19 protein-coding genes are annotated in these 17,721 nt (G+C 42.1%); 1 reads left to right on the forward strand and 18 read right to left on the reverse strand.

Annotated elements, in window-relative coordinates:
- Positions 1 to 6: 6 nt before the first annotated feature.
- The 8 genes from N782_RS14010 to N782_RS14050 form a co-directional block, all read right to left on the reverse strand.
- Positions 7 to 573, reverse strand: a complete 567-nt coding sequence (locus tag N782_RS14010) for a TIGR01440 family protein (protein WP_202595698.1) — start codon at positions 571 to 573, stop codon at positions 7 to 9.
- A gap of 116 nt (positions 574 to 689) precedes the next feature.
- A complete protein-coding gene (gene rpiB / locus N782_RS14015; RefSeq protein WP_036821326.1) occupies positions 690 to 1,127 on the reverse strand; it encodes a ribose 5-phosphate isomerase B in 438 nt (145 codons plus the stop codon).
- Between the two features lie 18 nt (positions 1,128 to 1,145).
- A complete protein-coding gene (locus N782_RS14020; protein WP_036821334.1) occupies positions 1,146 to 2,441 on the reverse strand; it encodes a methyl-accepting chemotaxis protein in 1,296 nt (431 codons plus the stop codon).
- A gap of 36 nt (positions 2,442 to 2,477) precedes the next feature.
- On the reverse strand, positions 2,478 to 3,092 hold the full coding sequence (locus N782_RS14025) for a low molecular weight protein arginine phosphatase (protein ID WP_036821336.1): 615 nt from the start codon (positions 3,090 to 3,092) through the stop codon (positions 2,478 to 2,480).
- Between the two features lie 373 nt (positions 3,093 to 3,465).
- Positions 3,466 to 4,590 (reverse strand): MBL fold metallo-hydrolase, encoded by a 1,125-nt coding sequence (locus N782_RS14035; RefSeq protein WP_036821341.1) that lies wholly within the window; start codon positions 4,588 to 4,590, stop codon positions 3,466 to 3,468.
- A 62-nt stretch (positions 4,591 to 4,652) separates the two neighbouring features.
- Positions 4,653 to 5,429: a sulfite exporter TauE/SafE family protein gene (locus N782_RS14040; RefSeq protein WP_036821386.1), complete on the reverse strand. Its 777-nt coding sequence runs from the start codon at positions 5,427 to 5,429 to the stop codon at positions 4,653 to 4,655.
- Positions 5,430 to 5,676: 247 nt separating this feature from the next.
- Entirely contained in the window at positions 5,677 to 6,234 is a 558-nt protein-coding gene (locus N782_RS14045) for a manganese efflux pump MntP (protein ID WP_036821343.1), read from the reverse strand.
- Positions 6,235 to 6,303: 69 nt separating this feature from the next.
- Positions 6,304 to 7,353 carry an L-threonylcarbamoyladenylate synthase gene (locus N782_RS14050; RefSeq protein WP_036821345.1) on the reverse strand — a complete coding sequence of 350 codons (1,050 nt, stop codon included), beginning with the start codon at positions 7,351 to 7,353 and terminating at the stop codon, positions 6,304 to 6,306.
- A 188-nt stretch (positions 7,354 to 7,541) separates the two neighbouring features.
- On the opposite strand from N782_RS14050, the gene N782_RS14055 reads away from it, so the two are divergent.
- On the forward strand, positions 7,542 to 7,961 hold the full coding sequence (locus N782_RS14055; protein ID WP_036821349.1) for an organic hydroperoxide resistance protein: 420 nt from the start codon (positions 7,542 to 7,544) through the stop codon (positions 7,959 to 7,961).
- Positions 7,962 to 8,250: 289 nt separating this feature from the next.
- Here N782_RS14055 and N782_RS14060 read toward each other — a convergent pair whose 3' ends face one another.
- The 10 genes from N782_RS14060 to N782_RS14105 all read right to left on the reverse strand — a co-directional run bounded on the left by N782_RS14060 (position 8,251) and on the right by N782_RS14105 (position 16,993).
- Positions 8,251 to 8,679 carry a GNAT family N-acetyltransferase gene (locus N782_RS14060; RefSeq protein ID WP_036821351.1) on the reverse strand — a complete coding sequence of 143 codons (429 nt, stop codon included), beginning with the start codon at positions 8,677 to 8,679 and terminating at the stop codon, positions 8,251 to 8,253.
- A 72-nt stretch (positions 8,680 to 8,751) separates the two neighbouring features.
- The gene (spoIIR, locus tag N782_RS14065) at positions 8,752 to 9,402 is read right to left on the reverse strand and encodes a stage II sporulation protein R (RefSeq protein ID WP_036821387.1); all 651 of its coding nucleotides are present in this window, start codon (positions 9,400 to 9,402) and stop codon (positions 8,752 to 8,754) included.
- Positions 9,403 to 9,484: 82 nt separating this feature from the next.
- Positions 9,485 to 10,024, reverse strand: coding sequence for a hypothetical protein (locus tag N782_RS14070; protein ID WP_152600777.1), 540 nt, complete (start codon positions 10,022 to 10,024; stop codon positions 9,485 to 9,487).
- Positions 10,025 to 10,073: 49 nt separating this feature from the next.
- Positions 10,074 to 10,946: a peptide chain release factor N(5)-glutamine methyltransferase gene (gene prmC / locus N782_RS14075; protein WP_036821358.1), complete on the reverse strand. Its 873-nt coding sequence runs from the start codon at positions 10,944 to 10,946 to the stop codon at positions 10,074 to 10,076.
- A 1-nt stretch (position 10,947) separates the two neighbouring features.
- Complete coding sequence (prfA, locus tag N782_RS14080) at positions 10,948 to 12,018, reverse strand: peptide chain release factor 1 (protein ID WP_036821360.1); 1,071 nt, start codon at positions 12,016 to 12,018, stop codon at positions 10,948 to 10,950.
- A 137-nt stretch (positions 12,019 to 12,155) separates the two neighbouring features.
- Positions 12,156 to 12,578 carry a hypothetical protein gene (locus N782_RS14085; RefSeq protein WP_036821363.1) on the reverse strand — a complete coding sequence of 141 codons (423 nt, stop codon included), beginning with the start codon at positions 12,576 to 12,578 and terminating at the stop codon, positions 12,156 to 12,158.
- Positions 12,579 to 12,807: 229 nt separating this feature from the next.
- Positions 12,808 to 13,419 carry a thymidine kinase gene (locus N782_RS14090; protein ID WP_036821366.1) on the reverse strand — a complete coding sequence of 204 codons (612 nt, stop codon included), beginning with the start codon at positions 13,417 to 13,419 and terminating at the stop codon, positions 12,808 to 12,810.
- 217 nt (positions 13,420 to 13,636) lie between these two features.
- On the reverse strand, positions 13,637 to 13,882 hold the full coding sequence (locus tag N782_RS14095; protein WP_036821369.1) for a type B 50S ribosomal protein L31: 246 nt from the start codon (positions 13,880 to 13,882) through the stop codon (positions 13,637 to 13,639).
- Between the two features lie 544 nt (positions 13,883 to 14,426).
- Positions 14,427 to 15,716, reverse strand: coding sequence for a transcription termination factor Rho (gene rho / locus N782_RS14100; protein WP_237582663.1), 1,290 nt, complete (start codon positions 15,714 to 15,716; stop codon positions 14,427 to 14,429).
- 299 nt (positions 15,717 to 16,015) lie between these two features.
- Positions 16,016 to 16,993: a putative periplasmic lipoprotein gene (locus tag N782_RS14105; RefSeq protein ID WP_036821376.1), complete on the reverse strand. Its 978-nt coding sequence runs from the start codon at positions 16,991 to 16,993 to the stop codon at positions 16,016 to 16,018.
- Between the last annotated feature and the right edge of the window lie 728 nt (positions 16,994 to 17,721).

The following is a 17,721-nucleotide window of genomic DNA, read 5'->3' on the forward strand; positions in this document are numbered from 1 at the left end:
ATCCTATTAGTCACAGGTCACGGAATTTGCTTGTTTATTGTCATACACTGCTCGTTCTCCACCGATTAACTTTGGACGGGTTATGGCTGATGTGACATGCGCATGGCCAATTGTCTTTTGGGATAATCGAACAGGTACGGCTACACGTTTTAAATGCATTCCAATAAAGGTATCTCCTATATCAATTCCAGCGTCGGCGCGAATTTCTTCCACTACGACTGGATTCGCAAAGTGTTGGAAGGCATAGGCTGCCATGGAACCGCCTGCTTTACGAACAGGAATAACAGATACCGCTTCAAGCTGAAATCGATCGGCTACTTCTTGTTCCACGACAAGTGCGCGATTGATATGTTCACAGCCTTGGAATGCCAATTGAACACCTGTTGCTTCTTTCAATCGAGATAGTTCTTCAAACAAAATCTTAGCAATTTCTTCACTTCCAGAAGTTCCAATCCGTTCACCGGCTATTTCGCTCGTTGAACATCCAATAACAAAGAGCTGTCCCTTTGATAAAGTATTCTCCTCAATCCACTCATCGACGATGGCCTTACAATGCTGTTGAATATCCTCCAAAGCCAACTGGACCATCCTCCTTTTCAAAAAGTTTCTTCAGTACCTTTTGTTATGAAAAAAGGAGAAGACTACAGCACCTGTTCCTTCTCCTTTTATCCACTTACTCATTACGGCTATTATGCTTCATATTCGGCGATTTTGCCAACACGATTTGCGTGACGACCACCTTCAAATTCCGCTCCTAGCCACGTTTTTACAATTTCGCGTGCAAGGCCTGGGCCGATGACACGTTCTCCCATTGTTAGTACGTTGGAATCATTATGCTCTTTTGTTACTTTTGCAGTAAATACATCATGAACTAGGGCACAGCGAATGCCTTTTACCTTGTTAGCGGAAATGGACATACCAATTCCTGTTCCGCAAATTAAGATGCCTCGGTCAAACTCACCATTCGCTACACGTTCTGCAGCTGGAATTCCATAATCCGGATAATCGACTGAACCTTCACAGTCACAACCGATATCTTCATAGGAAATATTCATTTCCTCCAACACTTCCGCTACTTCTTTACGAAGATTCACTCCACCATGGTCTGATGCTAAAATCACTTTCATGACTTCTCACCTCTTTATTTATTCTGTAATACTAAAGCGATGAATATGTTGCTTTAGTTTTTGCGCTTGGTCTGAGAGCTCATAGGAAATCCGATCAATCTCTTGGATCAGATTTGCTTGTTCTTGTACAGAGGCGCTCACTTGTTGGGTGCCTGCTGACGTTTCTTCTGCAATCGCTGATACTTCCTGCGATTGCTGAGATGTTGCTTGAAGCAAACGAAGCTGATGGTCTACTAAACTGTTGATTTCGGTGACGGATGTCGCCATTTCATGGACAGAGCTAGACATCGTAGCAATCGCTTGATTGGTTTCTTCCCCTTTATCAGCCTCTGTACGAGCAAATTGTACTTGCTCTTTGATTTGACTTACGACGTTGGTTACGTCTGTCTGCATATTTGCAATGAGATCTGAAATACCTTGTACAGCTTTCGCGCTCTCATCTGCTAATTTTCTCACTTCTTCTGCCACGACTGCAAACCCTTTTCCTTGTTCACCTGCACGAGCTGCTTCTATGGAGGCGTTTAAAGCTAATAAATTCGTTTGTTCTGCGATATCTCCAACAAGAGAAATAATATCTTCTACTTTTTTCGCATTCGTTTCTAGACGGCCTACGGCTTCTAAGGAAACTTCTTGTTCTTTTGAAATGTTTTGAATACCTGTTACCAACGAATGAATTGTCTTTTTCCCATCTTCGAGTGTCGACAGCATATGGTTGGATAACTGATGGGAATGTTGGGCTTTTTCTTGAACTTGAGTAGCAAGTTGCGTTGATTCGTCTATTGATTCTGCTGTGTTTTGTATGGCGTTGGAGGAGTTCTCTGCACCTTGCGAAATTTCTTGTATGGTTTCGCCAATCAGTTGTGCTTGCTGGGATGCCTGGTCTGCAGCTTTCTTAATGTCCGTTACGGATTGATTTGTTTCTTCAAAATTTTGATCAATATTATGTACCATTTCCCGTAGGTTGCCCATCATTGTTTCAAAAGCTGTCCCTAATGAACGAATTTCATCATCTGATTTGGAAACAACTACTTCATCACTAATTTGTCCCTCTGCAGCGAGGGCGGCCGCTGTTTCTAATTGGTGCAATGGCTTCGTGATAAAACCTGCGGCAAAATAAGCTAAGATGCCTGACCAAAGCACTCCCAACCCTAACGTAATAATCGTAAATGTCATTTCTGGAAGACTTATGTGTTGCTGAATCCAATCGTAAAGCACATAAATAAACAAAGCACTTGTCGAGTATGTAACCACCGCCAAGACAGAGATGAATAACACCAATTTAAGACGGAGACTAAATCGATACCTCTTTTTCACCTTCTATTTCCCCCAATACCATTCCTATTCTTATCTTCACTTATTGTCTATCTTTTTGATAAGAAGTTCAATATGTTTTTCAATTTCCGCCAAGGTTTGTTCGTAGACGGATAATTCCCCTCCAAAAGGGTCAGAAACATCTATATTAGGTTGGTTGGCTTCGATTTCTTTTATGAGTTCGATTTCCTCTTTTAAATGGTCATGTAATGCTTTCTCCATCGCTTGCTGATCCTTGTATTTGCTCGCATGCTTTTGCAAAAAGACAGCCTTTTTATCCTCGAGGGTGGAATAAGCCTGTTTCAATTGCTCCCATTGATCCTCTTCGTTATTAATAACGTATTCTTTTAATGTGAAAATAAACGGTTCATAGTTCGGATACTCCATGATTAGGCTCTGCTTGTGCTCTTTCGTCATGGTTAAGATTAAATCAGCCCACCTCATCACTTCTGGAGAAACAGGTTGAGAAACATGGTCTATATCAATCCCACGTGCTTTTAATACCTCTTCGGACCCTTTAGATATACGGGCTCCTTTATGAGCAAACAACCCAGCTGATTTCGCATCAAAGCCTGGATGTTTTTCCTTTAGTATAGCTTCTGCCATCGGACTACGGCACGTATTTCCTGTGCAGACAAATAGTATTTTCTTCATGTCAGACCCTCCGAAATTATCCTTCACCCCTCATTATAACATAAAGAAATGCTCTAGGGAGGCCTGCGAATGCTGGCTAACGGGATGGTGGGTTGGCCGGGATTTCTGGTGTTTTAGCGCGTTTTTGAAGTTGGAGTGGGAGTTTGGATTGGAGCGACTTTTGTTGCTTTCCGAGCGACAATTGCAATATTGGAGCAACTTTCGGAAATCTGGAGCGAGATTTTGATATTTGGAGCGACCGCCCTCCTGCGCTAGTTTCGTGCTCCAGACGGGCTGCACCATCCGCGCAAGACTGCCCAACCCCGCTCCACCTACCGCAACGCATACAAAAAAGCCAGGGCTCCTGACCCTGGCTTTCCATCTCACCAATCCCTTAAACTGCGCAGCGATTTGGACCTACTTCCATTTCACGGCGTTCGTCTTCATCTGGATTTTTCTGACCCATATTGGTTTTGCGAATTTCTTCATGACTGTTTGGTTGTGGTGGAAGATTGTCTGTAACAAGATGCTTAAACTCTTGTTCATCTTGTACATTTAAGCGGTCGTTCTTTTGATACAGTTCTTTTAATTTGGCATGAACTGTACCATCTTCGTTGATCTCCTCCATTTTTCCGAAGTGGGCTGGAAGGACGATTAGATCTTGCTCCACGTTTTGGTAGCGTTCATAAAGTGTTTCGCGTAAGTCATCTACCCAATCTTCAGCTTTTCCAGCTAAATCTGGGCGACCAATGGATTCCACGAACAAGATATCTCCTGTCATCAAGTACGTTTGATCGACGATAAAGCTTGTACTTCCACTTGTATGTCCAGGGGAATAGAAAGCGTCGATGTTTACAGCGTTTCCTACTGTAACTTCTGCTCCATCTTCCATCTTTTTATAGTCAAATGTTAAACCTTCATCATCTTTTGGTGGGAAGTAGTAAGCAGCGTCAGTTTGATCCGCTAATGTTTTTCCGCCTGAAATATGATCTGCGTGAAGGTGCGTGTCTAGTACATATTTAATCTCAACACCTTTTTCGCTAGCAAACTGCTTGTACGTGTCAATCATACGGACAGCATCGACTACCGCTGCTTCTCCATTGGCAATGACCATGTAAGAAAGACAGCCTTTGCCGATTCGTATAAACTGATAGAGCTCGCCTCCGTTGGATAAATCACCAATCTTCATTGGTTCAAGGTGCTCACTCCAAGCTGTCATGCCACCTTCGAGATGGGTGATGTTTTGGACTCCAGCTTCTTCAAGCATTGTAACGGCTTTTTGTGATGAGATTCCTTTTGCACACACAACATAGATATTTTTATCTTCTGGAAGCTGTTCCTTAACGTCCTCTACTCCATTTTCCAATTGCTTATAAGGGACATTCAAACTGCGCACATTACGTCCTTGAATAGCCCAATCACTATAGTCCTCTTCTTTCCGAATATCAAGTAGAAATACTTCTTCTCCTGCTAAAATCTTTTGTGCTAATTCCTTAACTGTTAACGGTTGTAATGCCATGTTAAATACCTCCATAAAACAGATTTTAATAAGAAAAGCTCTTTATGTTCACTATCTTTCACCTACAGTAAAATATCTGTCCATACTTTAATCGCAGTACCAATAATCAATACCGCTAAAATAACCTGCAACACCTTCGTATTTACTGTTTTACCGGCTTTCGCACCTAATTGTGACGTAATGATACTTGCTACAGCGATGACCAATGCTGGTAGTAGCGGCACGTCTCCGGAAAACAGTTTCCCTGTAACGGCACCGATTGAGGATATGAAGGTAATCGCCAATGAAGATGCGATGGTTACCCTTGTTGGTATATGCAATACCACCAACATAATTGGCACTAGTAAAAAGGCACCTCCTGCCCCTACAATACCTGCTCCGACACCTACGACAAATGCTGATACAGCAGCAATTGGTTTGGAAAACGCAATGTCTTCTATTGCAGTAGTATCATCACTGGTAGGTACAAACATCATCACTACAGCAACGAGCGCTAAGATGCCATATACTAAATTAATCGTCTGTTCTGATAAATATGTGGCACCAAAACCACCAATCAAGCTACCAATGAGCACGGAAACGCCCATCGTAAGAATGAGTGGTTTATGAAGGTAGTTCCCTTTTCGATACCCAAGAACCCCTCCAAAAGACGCAACAAGAACCTGGACAGCTACAACGCCTGCAGCAGTATGAGCACTAAACCCATCAAAGCCTAGTAATGGTGGAATGTACAACAACATAGGATAATTTACGATTGCTCCTCCAATGCCTACTAAACCAGACACGAAGGATCCAATGAGCCCGATGACAAAAATCGTTAGTAAAAATGCGATATCCATGGATTTAGCACCTCGCTCTACATCAAGCTTTTCGAGCACTTCCTTTTCTTCTACAAGCTTTCCATACTATTCAATGTTTCACTCGTTCCATATATATCCTTAGCCCCCACAATATACCCCTACCACTATTTTTGATATATTAAACAAGAAACATAGTCTAATTAGGTTTGAACACGCTTCCTTTCAATAAAAGGACATAAAAAAAGAGCTTGGAATTGTACTATTCCAAGCTCCATTTAAAACATATTCACCCAAAGATAAGCTGTAAGCCAAATCCACATAGGATACTTCCGCCTAGCATTTCGCTATATGTACCTAACAACCCTTGTACTTTTCTTCCTAACAACAAGCCAATCCAAGTTAATACCATGCTTGCGATACCGAACAAAAGTAAGGTCATGACTGTTCTTACCCCGAACATACCTAAACTAAGTCCTACTGAGAAACTATCCAAACTAACACTTAACGCGAACACAATTAGGCCAAATCCAATTGGTGATAATGCAGGTTCATCATCCTTTTTAAAAGAGGATCGGAACATTTGCACACCTAAAATAATTAATAAGGCTCCACCGCCCATAGTTGTGAAGGAGCCAAGTTGATTGGAAAGAAAACGACCTAATACCATTCCGGAAAATGGCATAATGATATGAAACATACCCACCGTAAACCCAATGATGGCTATTCTGCGTAATCGTAAAGGGATCATCCCCATCCCTAATCCGACTGAGAACGCATCCATCCCTAAGGCTAGCGCCATTAAGGATAATGTTATCATCTCTCCTACAAAAGGAATCGACCCCATTCCTACTCCCCCTCGGACATGCTAATTCATCATATGCAGTCCAAGCTGGAGTTAGAAGGAACGCTTTTATTAAGGTTGGCTAATTTTTTGTGTCGCTGCTTTTGCTAAACGGTTCATGACCGCTTCTCCCATTCCTTCTTTCGGGAATGTCTCACAAAGAATGACATCAATTTTTTCTGGATCAAATACACGCAGGGAATGATACAGCTGTTCTGCTACTTGTCGTAGATCCTGTCGTGATCCGCATGTTTGTACTTGGTCGGCTGATAGGGATGAGGCGTGCTCCTGGCTAGCTATCACTCCGACTCTATTTCCGTTACGCCTTTGTTCATCAATTTGATGTTGAAAAAAGGAAAGATTTCCTTCGATTAACCATAGCGGAGCTTCTGGTGCGTAATGAGTATATTTCATACCAGGTGATTTTGGCTGGCCTTGTTCATTATTATCTAAAGCTCCATCCACTTCCACTTCTCCTATAACAGCTTCAAGATCCTGCTTCGTCACGCCACCAGGACGAAGGATAACTGGCACCTCACCCGTACAATCAAGGACCGTTGATTCGAGGCCAACACCTGTCGTACCTCCATCAACAATCCCGGCTACACGACCATGTAAATCTTTATACACGTGTTGAGCAGATGTCGGACTTGGTCGACCTGACCTGTTGGCACTTGGCGCTGCTAGAGGAAGCTGACAAGCCTCAAGTAGTGCCTTGGCAACCGGATGATCGGGAATGCGCACCGCAACCGTTGGCAAACCAGCTGTCACATTACGAGCACAGCTCCCATTACTTTTGAAAATAAGTGTCAAAGGCCCCGGTAAAAAACGTTCAATCAACGGATGTGCAACCTCTGGAATTTCTTCTACTACTTCTTTGATTTGCTCCTTATTTGCTAGATGAACAATGAGCGGATTATCAGCAGGACGACCTTTTGCTGCAAAAATACGTTCCACAGCCGCTTCACTCGTCGCGTCTGCCCCTAGCCCATAAACAGTTTCCGTCGGGAATGCGACAACTTCTTGTTTTTTTAACAGGGATGCCGCTTCAAGAATATGTTCATTTGTATGATCAATATGCTGTTCGTTTACGTTCCAAAATTTCGTTTCGTATGTACCCATTCGTAGAGCACCCTTTCTTCGCAATCTATACTTTATTATGAACTTTATACACTCCGCACTGCAAGTAAACAAGTAGGACTACGCTTCCTTTTTAACACATCCAGAGAAAAAAATATGCGTATTTTTTACAACTTGTGGGTAAACAAATGAATGTGACTACAAATACTAGTTGAAGGAGGATACAAATCATGAAAGCACTTTATACTGCACAAGCAACAGCACAAGGTGGTCGTGAAGGGAACGTATCAACTCCAGATAATAAAGTCGACCTTAACCTTTCCGTACCAGAAGAACTAGGAGGTTCAGGAGGCAACGGTACAAACCCTGAACAACTTTTCGCAAGTGGATTCTCCGCATGCTTTGATGGCGCACTAAACCTAGTAGCTGATCAAAACGGAGAAAACATTGAATCTACGATTACATCTCAGGTTCATATCGGAAAAGACAATCCAGAAGGCTTTAAACTTGCCGTTCACTTAACAGCTGAAATGAAGGGCGTTGACCAAGCCAAAGCAGATGAACTTGTAGAAAAAGCACGCAATGTATGCCCTTATTCCAAAGCTACAGAAGGTAATATTGAAGTAACGTACGAAGCTAAAGCAGTCTAAGCAGACAACATCAAGATCATACATTTATGTAAAGCATGCAGAGGAAGACTCTGCATGCTTTTTTATGCGCTCAGTGGTTGGGATTCGATTGCAGTTTCTTCTTCAATTTCTAGTTAATCCACATAGTACTATCGGATGAATGTAAAGTTTTCAACAGAAAAACCCCATTTTCTCTTGCAAATTGAGAAAATAAGGTTTCCTTTATATACATATGTGAATAAGCAGGGGGTTTACCCACATAGATACACAAGTTATACACAGGATTTATCCACAGATGTGAATAAATTGTTTATTTTTCCACGTTCATGTGGAGTTTCCACCAACTTCCGACTTCAGCTGGTGCTTCTAGTTGTGGAGGAATGGTTGCATCATCTACTTCCACGAATTGCTGAGCTTCTAATAATGTTCGAAGCGCTGGCTGATGGCAATGGACGTAGACATTTTCCATTCCATTCTCCTCAATGTAAGCATGGAGCACTTCGAACAAAGTTAAGATAAAATTTGGATTCATATCAGGTGTTAAGTATAAGGTTCGCAGCCAGTAGCTACGGTTATCCACAGGCACCAGGGCAAAGAACCCTTTCTTCTCGTTATGAATTTCCACATAATGTCCATACGTATATAATTGTTGTTGCTCTTTTAGCTGATCGGCATTTTCTCCAAAAAACGCTGTAAACGTCCCCTCGTCATATTCTGTAGCGCGTGTTACTTCAAGCATTGATTCAACCTCCCTATCATTCTTACTAGTATGATTATGTTTTGATAGAGAGATTATGATAGATTTTTACGTTTAGGAAAATAAAGATGTGATCCAATCAATTAAGAAAAAGGAGACTTTCACTTCTTCTTCCTCAGATTCCTGTGGATTTTCTTCGTTTTCCACAGGTTGTCCACTAGCATCAGTGTTTTCTTCAGCATGAGCAACAGAAGTACCATTTGAGAAATCTAAGAAACATAAAGGAGGAAATAATACACACCACCAGTTAGCTCCTTTTCCTTCTCCAAGCGTAATCAGTATCGCCTCATACATCCCAGCTGGATAGATGTAGTTACCATACAGTTTAGTAGGAAACTCTACTTCTCCAAACTTGACGTTATAGGTTGGAGACACTCCTTCGTCTTCCAGCACCTCTTCAACGATTTGTTCAATCTCAGGTAAGCGCTCGTCAATCAAGCTATACGCCTCTTGTATATCAGTCAGGTCTTGCACCCATTCAGTAATATTCGCATTTACTGCATCTCGAACTTTCCGCTTTACATCTTGATCTTCATCTTGATCACTGTTCGCTAAAATACGTAACCGAATCGCTTCATCCGGAATAACCTGATATTCTTCTTCCACAACCTGAGCTGGCTCCGCCCCATACCCCGTTAATGTAAACGGAAATAACGCAACAACTAAACAACCAAGTAACACCTTTACGATTACGTCTTTTTTTATTCTATTCATTCTCCCCTGCCCCTTCCGTTCGTTCAATTCTAGTTTCATTATGAACAGGAATGGTAGGGGTTATACGTGGAATCTATGAAACTTTTATTTTTGGCTGGGAGAGGGGGGGGTTGCGCGTATGGGGCGGGGGAGTGCATTGGATATGCGTGGGTTTTCTGGCTTTATGCGTGGGTTCTTCCTCGATATGCGTGGTTTTTTTGGCTTTATGCGTGAGTTTTTCCTCGATATGCGTGGGTTTCCTGGCTTTATGCGTGAGTTTTTCCTCGATATGCGTGGGTTTTCTGGCTTTATGCGTGGGTTCTTCCTCGATATGCGTGGGTTCTTCCTCGATATGCGTGGTTTTTTTGGCTTTATGCGTGAGTTTTTCCTCGATATGCGTGGGTTTCCTGGCTTTATGCGTGAGTTCTTCCTCGATATGCGTGAGTTTTCTAGCTTTATGCGTGGGTTTTCTAGCTTTATGCGTGAGTCCTTCCTCGATAGGCGTAGGTTCTTGGTTGATATCCGCTCCTTTTCCCTCTTTATCCGTCACTCTCCTACCAGTATCCGCTCCTTTTCTCCCTTTATCCGTCACTCTCTTCCCCGTATCCGCTCCTCCCCCCTCTTTATCCGTCACTCTCTTCCCAGTATCCGCTCCTTTCCACCCAAACAAAAAACCTGGCTCTCTATTCAGAAAGCCAGGCAAATACCATGCGGTCATTTTGATTTATATCTTGCACGACATCGATGTATGCATGTGGGAATGCTGCTTCGATTAGTGCTGGGACTGTGTGTCGTTGGTCGTGTCCGATTTCTAATGCTAGTAAGGTCTCTTTTTTCACGACAGCAGGAAGTTGCTCGATGATGCGTCGATAGGCAGCAAGGCCGTCTTCGCCTGCAAATAAGGCGAGCGAGGGATCATGGTCTCGGACGACATCGGATAAGGTATCCCGGTCGCCTTCTGGAATGTACGGAGGATTGGAAACAACAACATCAAAGGTTACGCCTTCTTCGATGACTGGTGCAAGGAAGTCTCCTTGACGGAATTGAACGTCTGCATGTAGTGCATGTGCATTTTGTTCCGCTACCTGTAATGCTTCAGAAGAAATATCCGTTGCATACATCGTGGCATGGTGTAGCTCTTTCGCTAATGTTGTTGCGATGATGCCACTTCCTGTTCCGATATCGACACATGTTAGGGGTTCCGAGAACATCCCTGTTTGCTTCATCCGTTCGAGTACTCCGAGAACTAGTTCTTCAGTTTCCGGTCTAGGAATGAGTACATCCTGATTGACCTTAAACAGGCGTCCGTAAAACTCTTCCGTACCAATTAAGTGCTGTACGGGCGTGCCCTGAGCGACATGTTGGCGAAGATCCTGCTCTATCTTTTCACGGACATCAACAGATACTTCATCTTGGGCATTGGCAAAAAGCTGAGCTCGTGTCATCCCAAGATGGTGTTGTACTAGTAGTTCGCCTACTCCTGTTTCCCGATTGTTTTCCTGCAAAAAAAGAGAAGCCCAGCGTCGGACTTCAAAAATAGTTTTCGCTTCATTCATATTATTCACCAATTTGCTCTAGTGCTTTGGTTTGCTCTTCAATAAGAAGGGCTTCTGTAATTTCATCTAGTTGACCTTCAAGAATTCGATCAAGTTTCTGAAGAGTTAATCCGATACGGTGGTCTGTTACGCGGTTTTGCGGGAAGTTATACGTACGGATACGTTCGGAACGGTCACCAGAACCAACTGCTGATTTACGGTGCTCATCGTATTCTGCTTGTGCTTCTTGTTGGAATTTCTCATAAATACGAGCACGTAATACCTTCATGGCTTTTTCTTTGTTCTTGATTTGGGATTTTTCATCCTGACAGGAAACGACGATACCTGTTGGCTCGTGCGTTAAACGAACAGCAGACATGGTCGTGTTAACACTCTGTCCTCCTGGTCCGCTGGAAGCAAAGGTATCTACGCGGATGTCTTTTTCGTTAACATCCACTTCAATTTCTTCTGCTTCTGGTAAAACAGCCACAGTCGCTGTTGATGTATGAATGCGTCCGCCAGATTCTGTTTGCGGTACACGCTGAACTCGGTGTGCACCATTCTCAAATTTAAGTTTTGAGAACGCACCTGATCCGTTTACCATGAAGATGATTTCTTTATAGCCACCAACTTCACTTTCATGAGAATCCATGATATCAATCTTCCAGCCATGGAATTCTGCGAAACGAGAATACATACGGAATAAATCTCCTGCAAACAACGCAGCTTCATCGCCACCTGCAGCTCCGCGGACCTCCATGATAACGTTCTTATCATCATTTGGATCCTTCGGAATTAGTAAGAACTTCAGGCGTTCCTCTAGTTCTGCTTTCTTTTCGGAGAGTTCTTCCAATTCGGCTTTTGCCATTTCTTTCATTTCTTCATCTAGACCATCATCCAGCATGGCTCTTGTGTCATCATGCTGACTACAGATGTCTTTGTATTCTCGATACGTTTGAACCGTTTCTTCAAGACCCGCTTGTTCCTTGGAATATTCGCGTAGTTTATTGGAATCACTAGCTACTTCCGGGTCACTTAGTAACTCGTTTAATTTTTCATACCGATCTTCTAAGGTTTGAAGTTTTTCTAACACTTTCATCCACCTCTTTTTCGTCCATAACATTCTAATTATAGTACAGCTTCATCATGGAGTCAAAGAGTAAAAAGCCGGCACTAGGCACTCCAACCTTCGTCATTATCTTACAAAATCAAGAGTACCTACGCCTATAATTATCTCATTTTCACGCGGATTTGATATCGCGGCAGCGCGTTCTCTACTGCTGTTTGCGATTTGTTCAAAAGAACCATTTTTTCATCATCCGATAAGTTATCCTGCGTTGCTCGAATGGAGACGTACGCATGACTACCTGTGAAGTTCACGCGACGAACTTCCACGCCATCAACTAAGTCGATTGCTTCATGAACTTTTTCTTTATCCAAACGGATTCCCCACGTTTCTCCAACCTGATTCATTTGTTTTGGGTTATCTGTTTGCTGAAGACCGCGTTTTGTATGATGCTCTTCCATTGTATCGGTATTTCGAATATTGAGTGTTTGATTATCTCGAACCTCTTGTGTGCCCTGTGGATTGGATGCACACGCTGATACGAACAACATCCCTACTACACTTCCTACTACAAGAAAATAGCGCAAGACGAGAAACCTCCTTTTTTTATTCATGTAAAATTAGCTTTCCCATCTTGTCGATTTGTATCAGGCAGCGGAAGCTTTGTTCGACATTTCCTCGAGGTAATTTTTCACTTTTATGTAAGGTTAGCCCTAGAATCATTACGAAAAGCGCCAAAACTAGACATGAATGGACTTATGCCATAAAAAAAAGCCTCCACAGTTGGAGGCTTTTCACACAGCTACTCTTTAAAAGCTACTGAGATTGCTTTGATTTTAAGATGTGCCTGGGTTTGTTCGGCACCTCGTGATGATGACGGCAGCGTGGTTCGTAGGATTCCGATGCACCTACTAAAATCACGGGGTCATCATAGGAGGCTGGGCGGCCATCGATTAATCGTTGTGTTCGACTAGCTGGTGATCCACAGATTGGGCAAATGGCGCTAAGCTTTGTGACGGATTCGCCTACTGCCAAGAAGGTTGGGACTGTTCCGAATGGCTCTCCGCGAAAATCTAAATCCAAGCCAGCGACAATGACTCTGTGGCCACGTTCTGCTAAGGTTTGGGCTACTTCAACTACATTATCATCAAAAAATTGTACTTCATCAATTCCAACAACGTCGACATGCTCGTCAACATAAGAAAAAATATCCTCTGAATGATCCACCGGACGAGCTAAAACAGACGTACCATTATGAGATACGATAGAGTCCTCTGCATAGCGATTGTCCATTGCAGGTTTGAATACTCGTACGGAAAGGTTACCGTATGTAGCACGGCGGACACGACGTATCAGTTCTTCTGATTTACCTGAAAACATACTCCCACAGATAACCTCAATCCAACCGCTTTGTTTCATTACATGCACAGCTCGGTCTCTCCCTTCTACCTCAGTAAAGAAATTCCATGTGATTATTTTTTGTAGTATTAGTTTATACTAGCTATCTAAAATTAAAGATAAAACGTTTATTTTACATGTTTAAAATGGTAATTAGCCAATAAAAAAACAGGCAAAGAAAGACAATTTGCCTGTTTTTTCAACTCTGTAATAAGTTGTCGATTCTTTCGAAAAAGAAATCTGATACTTATCCAAGATTGTATTTTTTCTTGAAACGATCCACACGGCCGCCTTCTTTGTCGGCTTTTTGCTTACCAGTGTAGAACGGATGAGAAGCTGAACTGATCTCAACACGTAATAGTGGATACGTATTGCCGTCTTCCCATTCGATAGTTTCATCAGAAGTTAGCGTAGAACCAGTCAAGAATTTGTAATCTGAACTAGTGTCTAGAAATACAACTTTCTGATATTGCGGATGAATTTGTTCCTTCATGCCTTACACTCCTTTTTGCCCTGAATTCTTTGAATGCAGAGTTATTATAAGAGCCGTTAACAGACTACTACTAGTCATTATCGAAACTCACATAGAAAGATTATAACAGTCCACTATCACATTTGCAAGATTTAGTTCATCGTATAGGAAATTATAAAATTCAACGCTTGGGTAACTAAAAAATGTGATGCGGCCACGTCTAGTTCCAGCGCCTACCCCCTCGGGGTCTTAAGTCAATCCTCGCTGTGGCAAAAAACGCCACTTCGAGGCTTGCCTTAAGCCTGTCGGGGGTGACCAAGGCGCTTGCACTTTTGTTGTGTCCAGCTCCAGCGCCCAGCGACTAGCAAACTTCCTGCTCCTCCTTACGATAAGTTAACATCGAATCACTACGTTCTTCGTGTTGCCTTTATCTCAAAAGACTTAGAGGAAGTTCGATTAAAATCGCTACGTCGCGTAGCAACATCGAACCAACCCACGTCGTGTGGGCCGCAGCATATACGTCGCTAAACGGGCGCTTGCGCTTTAGTTCTTCGCAACAAATGTGCTACGAACGCCTAGATGGAGACTTTCCTTTCATGTCTTCATCCATCAGCTGGAAAAATTCTTCGTTATTCTTAGAAGATTTCAAGCGACGTAAGAATCGGTCGACGAAGTCATATTGATCTCCGAATGTTTTTCGAATCGCCCAAATTTTATCAAGATGGGATTTAGGCAGTAACAGCTCTTCTTTTCGTGTACCTGAACGAAGAATATCAATCGCAGGGAAGATACGGCGTTCAGCAAGACTACGATCAAGATGTAATTCCATATTTCCTGTTCCTTTAAATTCTTCATAGATGACGTCATCCATGCGGGAACCTGTATCGACTAACGCAGTTGCCAGAATGGTTAAACTGCCACCCTCTTCAATATTACGAGCCGCACCAAAGAAACGCTTCGGACGGTGGAAGGCAGCCGGGTCGATACCACCAGATAGTGTTCGTCCACTTGGCGGGATGACGAGGTTATACGCACGAGCCAGACGGGTAATACTATCCATTAAAATAATGACATCTTTCTTATGTTCCACTAGTCTCATGGCGCGTTCTAATACAAGCTCAGAGACTTTAATGTGGTTTTCCGGAACCTCATCAAACGTAGAACTTACAACATCGACATCCCCTTCAACGGAGCGCTCTATGTCTGTAACTTCTTCCGGACGCTCATCGACAAGCAAGATGATTAGCTTTGAATCGGGATGATTGTGCGAAATACTATTGGCTACTTGCTTCAAGAGCATCGTTTTACCAGCTTTAGGTGGCGCTACGATAAGTCCACGCTGTCCAAACCCAACTGGTGTCATCAGATCAATGATTCGTGTAGATAGACGCTTACTTTCTGTCTCAAGATTCATTCTTTGATCTGGATATAATGGCGTTAACGCTGGGAAGTGCACACGTTCCTTGGCAATCTCTGGGTCTTCCCCATTCACAGCATCCACGTGCAATAATCCATAATACCGTTCATTTTCTTTCGGCGGACGTACCTTACCGGATACTTTATCTCCATTCCTTAAATCAAAACGACGGATTTGAGAAGCTGAAATATAAATATCTTCAGCACTTGGAGAATAGTTAATCGGACGTAGGAAACCAAATCCTTCAGAAGGAATAATCTCCAAAATACCGTCCATAAATAAGAAGCCATCTTTTTCAGCCTGAGCCTTTAAAATAGCAAATATTAATTCTCGTTTTGTCAGCTTTGCATAATAAGAGACTTTATATTCCTTCGCCAGGGAATATAATTCCTTTAAATTCTTCGTCTCTAAATGCGAAATTGTTAATGAAGCAGACACAATATCACCACACCTAACCATTATTTTATTTTTTCTATTATGATTAAGAAAATTCTATGAAAGTTATTCGAAATAGCTTCTCTTAGATAGGATGTTTTTGAGAAGGAATATCCAGAAGCTAGAATAGAAGTTTCAAACGGGGCACTACGTACACAATTCCTGAACTTCAGACACTTTAAACATCTTTTATTTTAACCTTATTCCCAACAAATATACAACTATAAATTTAGAAACATGAAAATAGAGCTTTCTATCTTCTTCAAAAACCCTTTTTAGAGGAAGGTATAACGCCTCCCTCTTTAGTCATCTTCGTCTATTAAACTTGTCACATCAATCGAATCCACTTGCCAGTATCCATTTTCACCTGTAAGGGTAAATTCCACCATTCGATGCGGTGTTAATGGATTATTCTGCTCCTGGACAACTACTAGCTCATCCTCTTCCGATATGGAGTGCTTAAAGGACCCGTCACGATCTAAAAATATAGGAGCATCATGTTCTTGAATGGAAAGATTTCCATCTACTACTTTATAGTGCTCCTCCGTATGGGATTGGGCTAATTGTTCATCAACAAACGTTCGAAGGTGTTCTTGAAGACCTTCTTTTGTATCAAATGTTTGTTCAAGCTTACGGTCGTCCATCAGCAACACATCCTTAAAGGCCATTTCATAGTCGTATAAAATGGTTCGAGCTAGCTCCTCATTGTTATCCTCGTAAGGAATAAGCTCCTTGGAGTATCCTTTCACTTTCCATACCCCACTATCTTTTCGAAGTGTAAAATAAAGATTTTCTATCCCTTTCGATTGCGTTTCTCGTTGTTGAAAAATTTTATACTCATTGTTATTTACTTTTTCTAGAGTAAAAGGCAGGCGTTCACTAATATTGGTTAGTTGATAGGATTTCTTCACATGTAGATTACCATTTTCCATTTGAAAATACTCATTCACGGTGCTCGAAGCAAAATCTTCTGTCATGAAATGCTCGAAATGTTTGATTAATTCATCTTTTGTATCATAGTGGAGAAGGTCTGAGCTACCTGTTTCGGTATTGGTTGCGACCAGATTGATTGTTTTTGCATAGTCCATCACAATTATTTCTGCCTTAGCCTTATTCAACGGGGAAGACTGGAGGCTTTCATCATTAGGTAAGGATTGAGGTTCCGCGAGAGAATCTTCAGGGTTTTGTTCAAGCGTAATGGTTGGATTTTTCTCGGCGTTGCCAAATGAGCATCCTACCAAGATCAAACCCATCAAGCAACAGATTCCTATCTGTTTCATTGAGGCAACTCCTTTTTCCGTCACACATTTTACATTTGTTACGTTCGTAAACCTTACCCTGATTATAGTACACCTATTACTTTTGAACTACCCATCACTCACCTACTTATTTATTGTAAACTTTTAGTTGTATAGATACGAAATTCGTATGCTTCTTTCACATTCCCTCTATTTCATTATACCAAAAGGGAAGCAGAAAAGGAACGTATGTTCGATTTTTGCATCGGACAATTGATATAGCATTAGCTACCTCTAGTCCGAAGGCGATTCATCCCCCACTTACTCATTGGGCTTTTCCCTACGCATTCCTTGAAGATGGGGAGTTTTTCGCCTATTACAGGAACAAAAGCGCAAGCGATCCGATGTTGACTTATCGTAAGGAGGTGCAGGAAGTTTGCTAGTCGCTGGGCGCTGGAGCTAGACACGTAAGCGTCAGAAATTTATGCTTTCTTTACTTAATAAAAGGCTATGTTAAAGTTTGGTGTTGATTTTGGAATCAACTAATCTAAATAGTTTTATTCAAGATAAGAAGCATAATCTGGAAGACTTGGATTCGAGATAATTTGGGTTAGGTGGATCCGATGATTAATGAGGGTTAGGGATGGGTTGGAACTTTTTTGACGGACATATAATCTCTTATTTACTGTAAAAACCCTATTTTGGAGAGGCTTGCGGACATATGGTATCTTATTTGTGAAAAAACACACTACATTAAGGTGATTTAGGCC

The organism is Pontibacillus yanchengensis Y32 (genome assembly GCF_000770635.1).
In the GTDB taxonomy this organism is placed as follows: domain Bacteria; phylum Bacillota; class Bacilli; order Bacillales; family BH030062; genus Pontibacillus; species Pontibacillus yanchengensis.

Bases quoted from the DNA above. Each gene is read 5' to 3' on its own strand.
- N782_RS14040 (WP_036821386.1), bottom strand. From the start codon at position 5,429: ATGGATATCGCATTTTTACTAACGATTTTTGTCATCGGGCTCATTGGA.
- N782_RS14055 (WP_036821349.1), top strand. From the start codon at position 7,542: ATGAAAGCACTTTATACTGCACAAGCAACAGCACAAGGTGGTCGTGAA.
- N782_RS14095 (WP_036821369.1), bottom strand. From the start codon at position 13,882: ATGAAGGAACAAATTCATCCGCAATATCAGAAAGTTGTATTTCTAGAC.
- N782_RS14045 (WP_036821343.1), bottom strand. From the start codon at position 6,234: ATGGGGTCGATTCCTTTTGTAGGAGAGATGATAACATTATCCTTAATG.
- N782_RS14025 (WP_036821336.1), bottom strand. From the start codon at position 3,092: ATGAAGAAAATACTATTTGTCTGCACAGGAAATACGTGCCGTAGTCCG.
- N782_RS14050 (WP_036821345.1), bottom strand. From the start codon at position 7,353: ATGGGTACATACGAAACGAAATTTTGGAACGTAAACGAACAGCATATT.
- N782_RS14060 (WP_036821351.1), bottom strand. From the start codon at position 8,679: ATGCTTGAAGTAACACGCGCTACAGAATATGACGAGGGGACGTTTACA.
- prmC (WP_036821358.1), bottom strand. From the start codon at position 10,946: ATGAATGAAGCGAAAACTATTTTTGAAGTCCGACGCTGGGCTTCTCTT.
- rpiB (WP_036821326.1), bottom strand. From the start codon at position 1,127: ATGAAAGTGATTTTAGCATCAGACCATGGTGGAGTGAATCTTCGTAAA.
- N782_RS14105 (WP_036821376.1), bottom strand. From the start codon at position 16,993: ATGAAACAGATAGGAATCTGTTGCTTGATGGGTTTGATCTTGGTAGGA.
- N782_RS14035 (WP_036821341.1), bottom strand. From the start codon at position 4,590: ATGGCATTACAACCGTTAACAGTTAAGGAATTAGCACAAAAGATTTTA.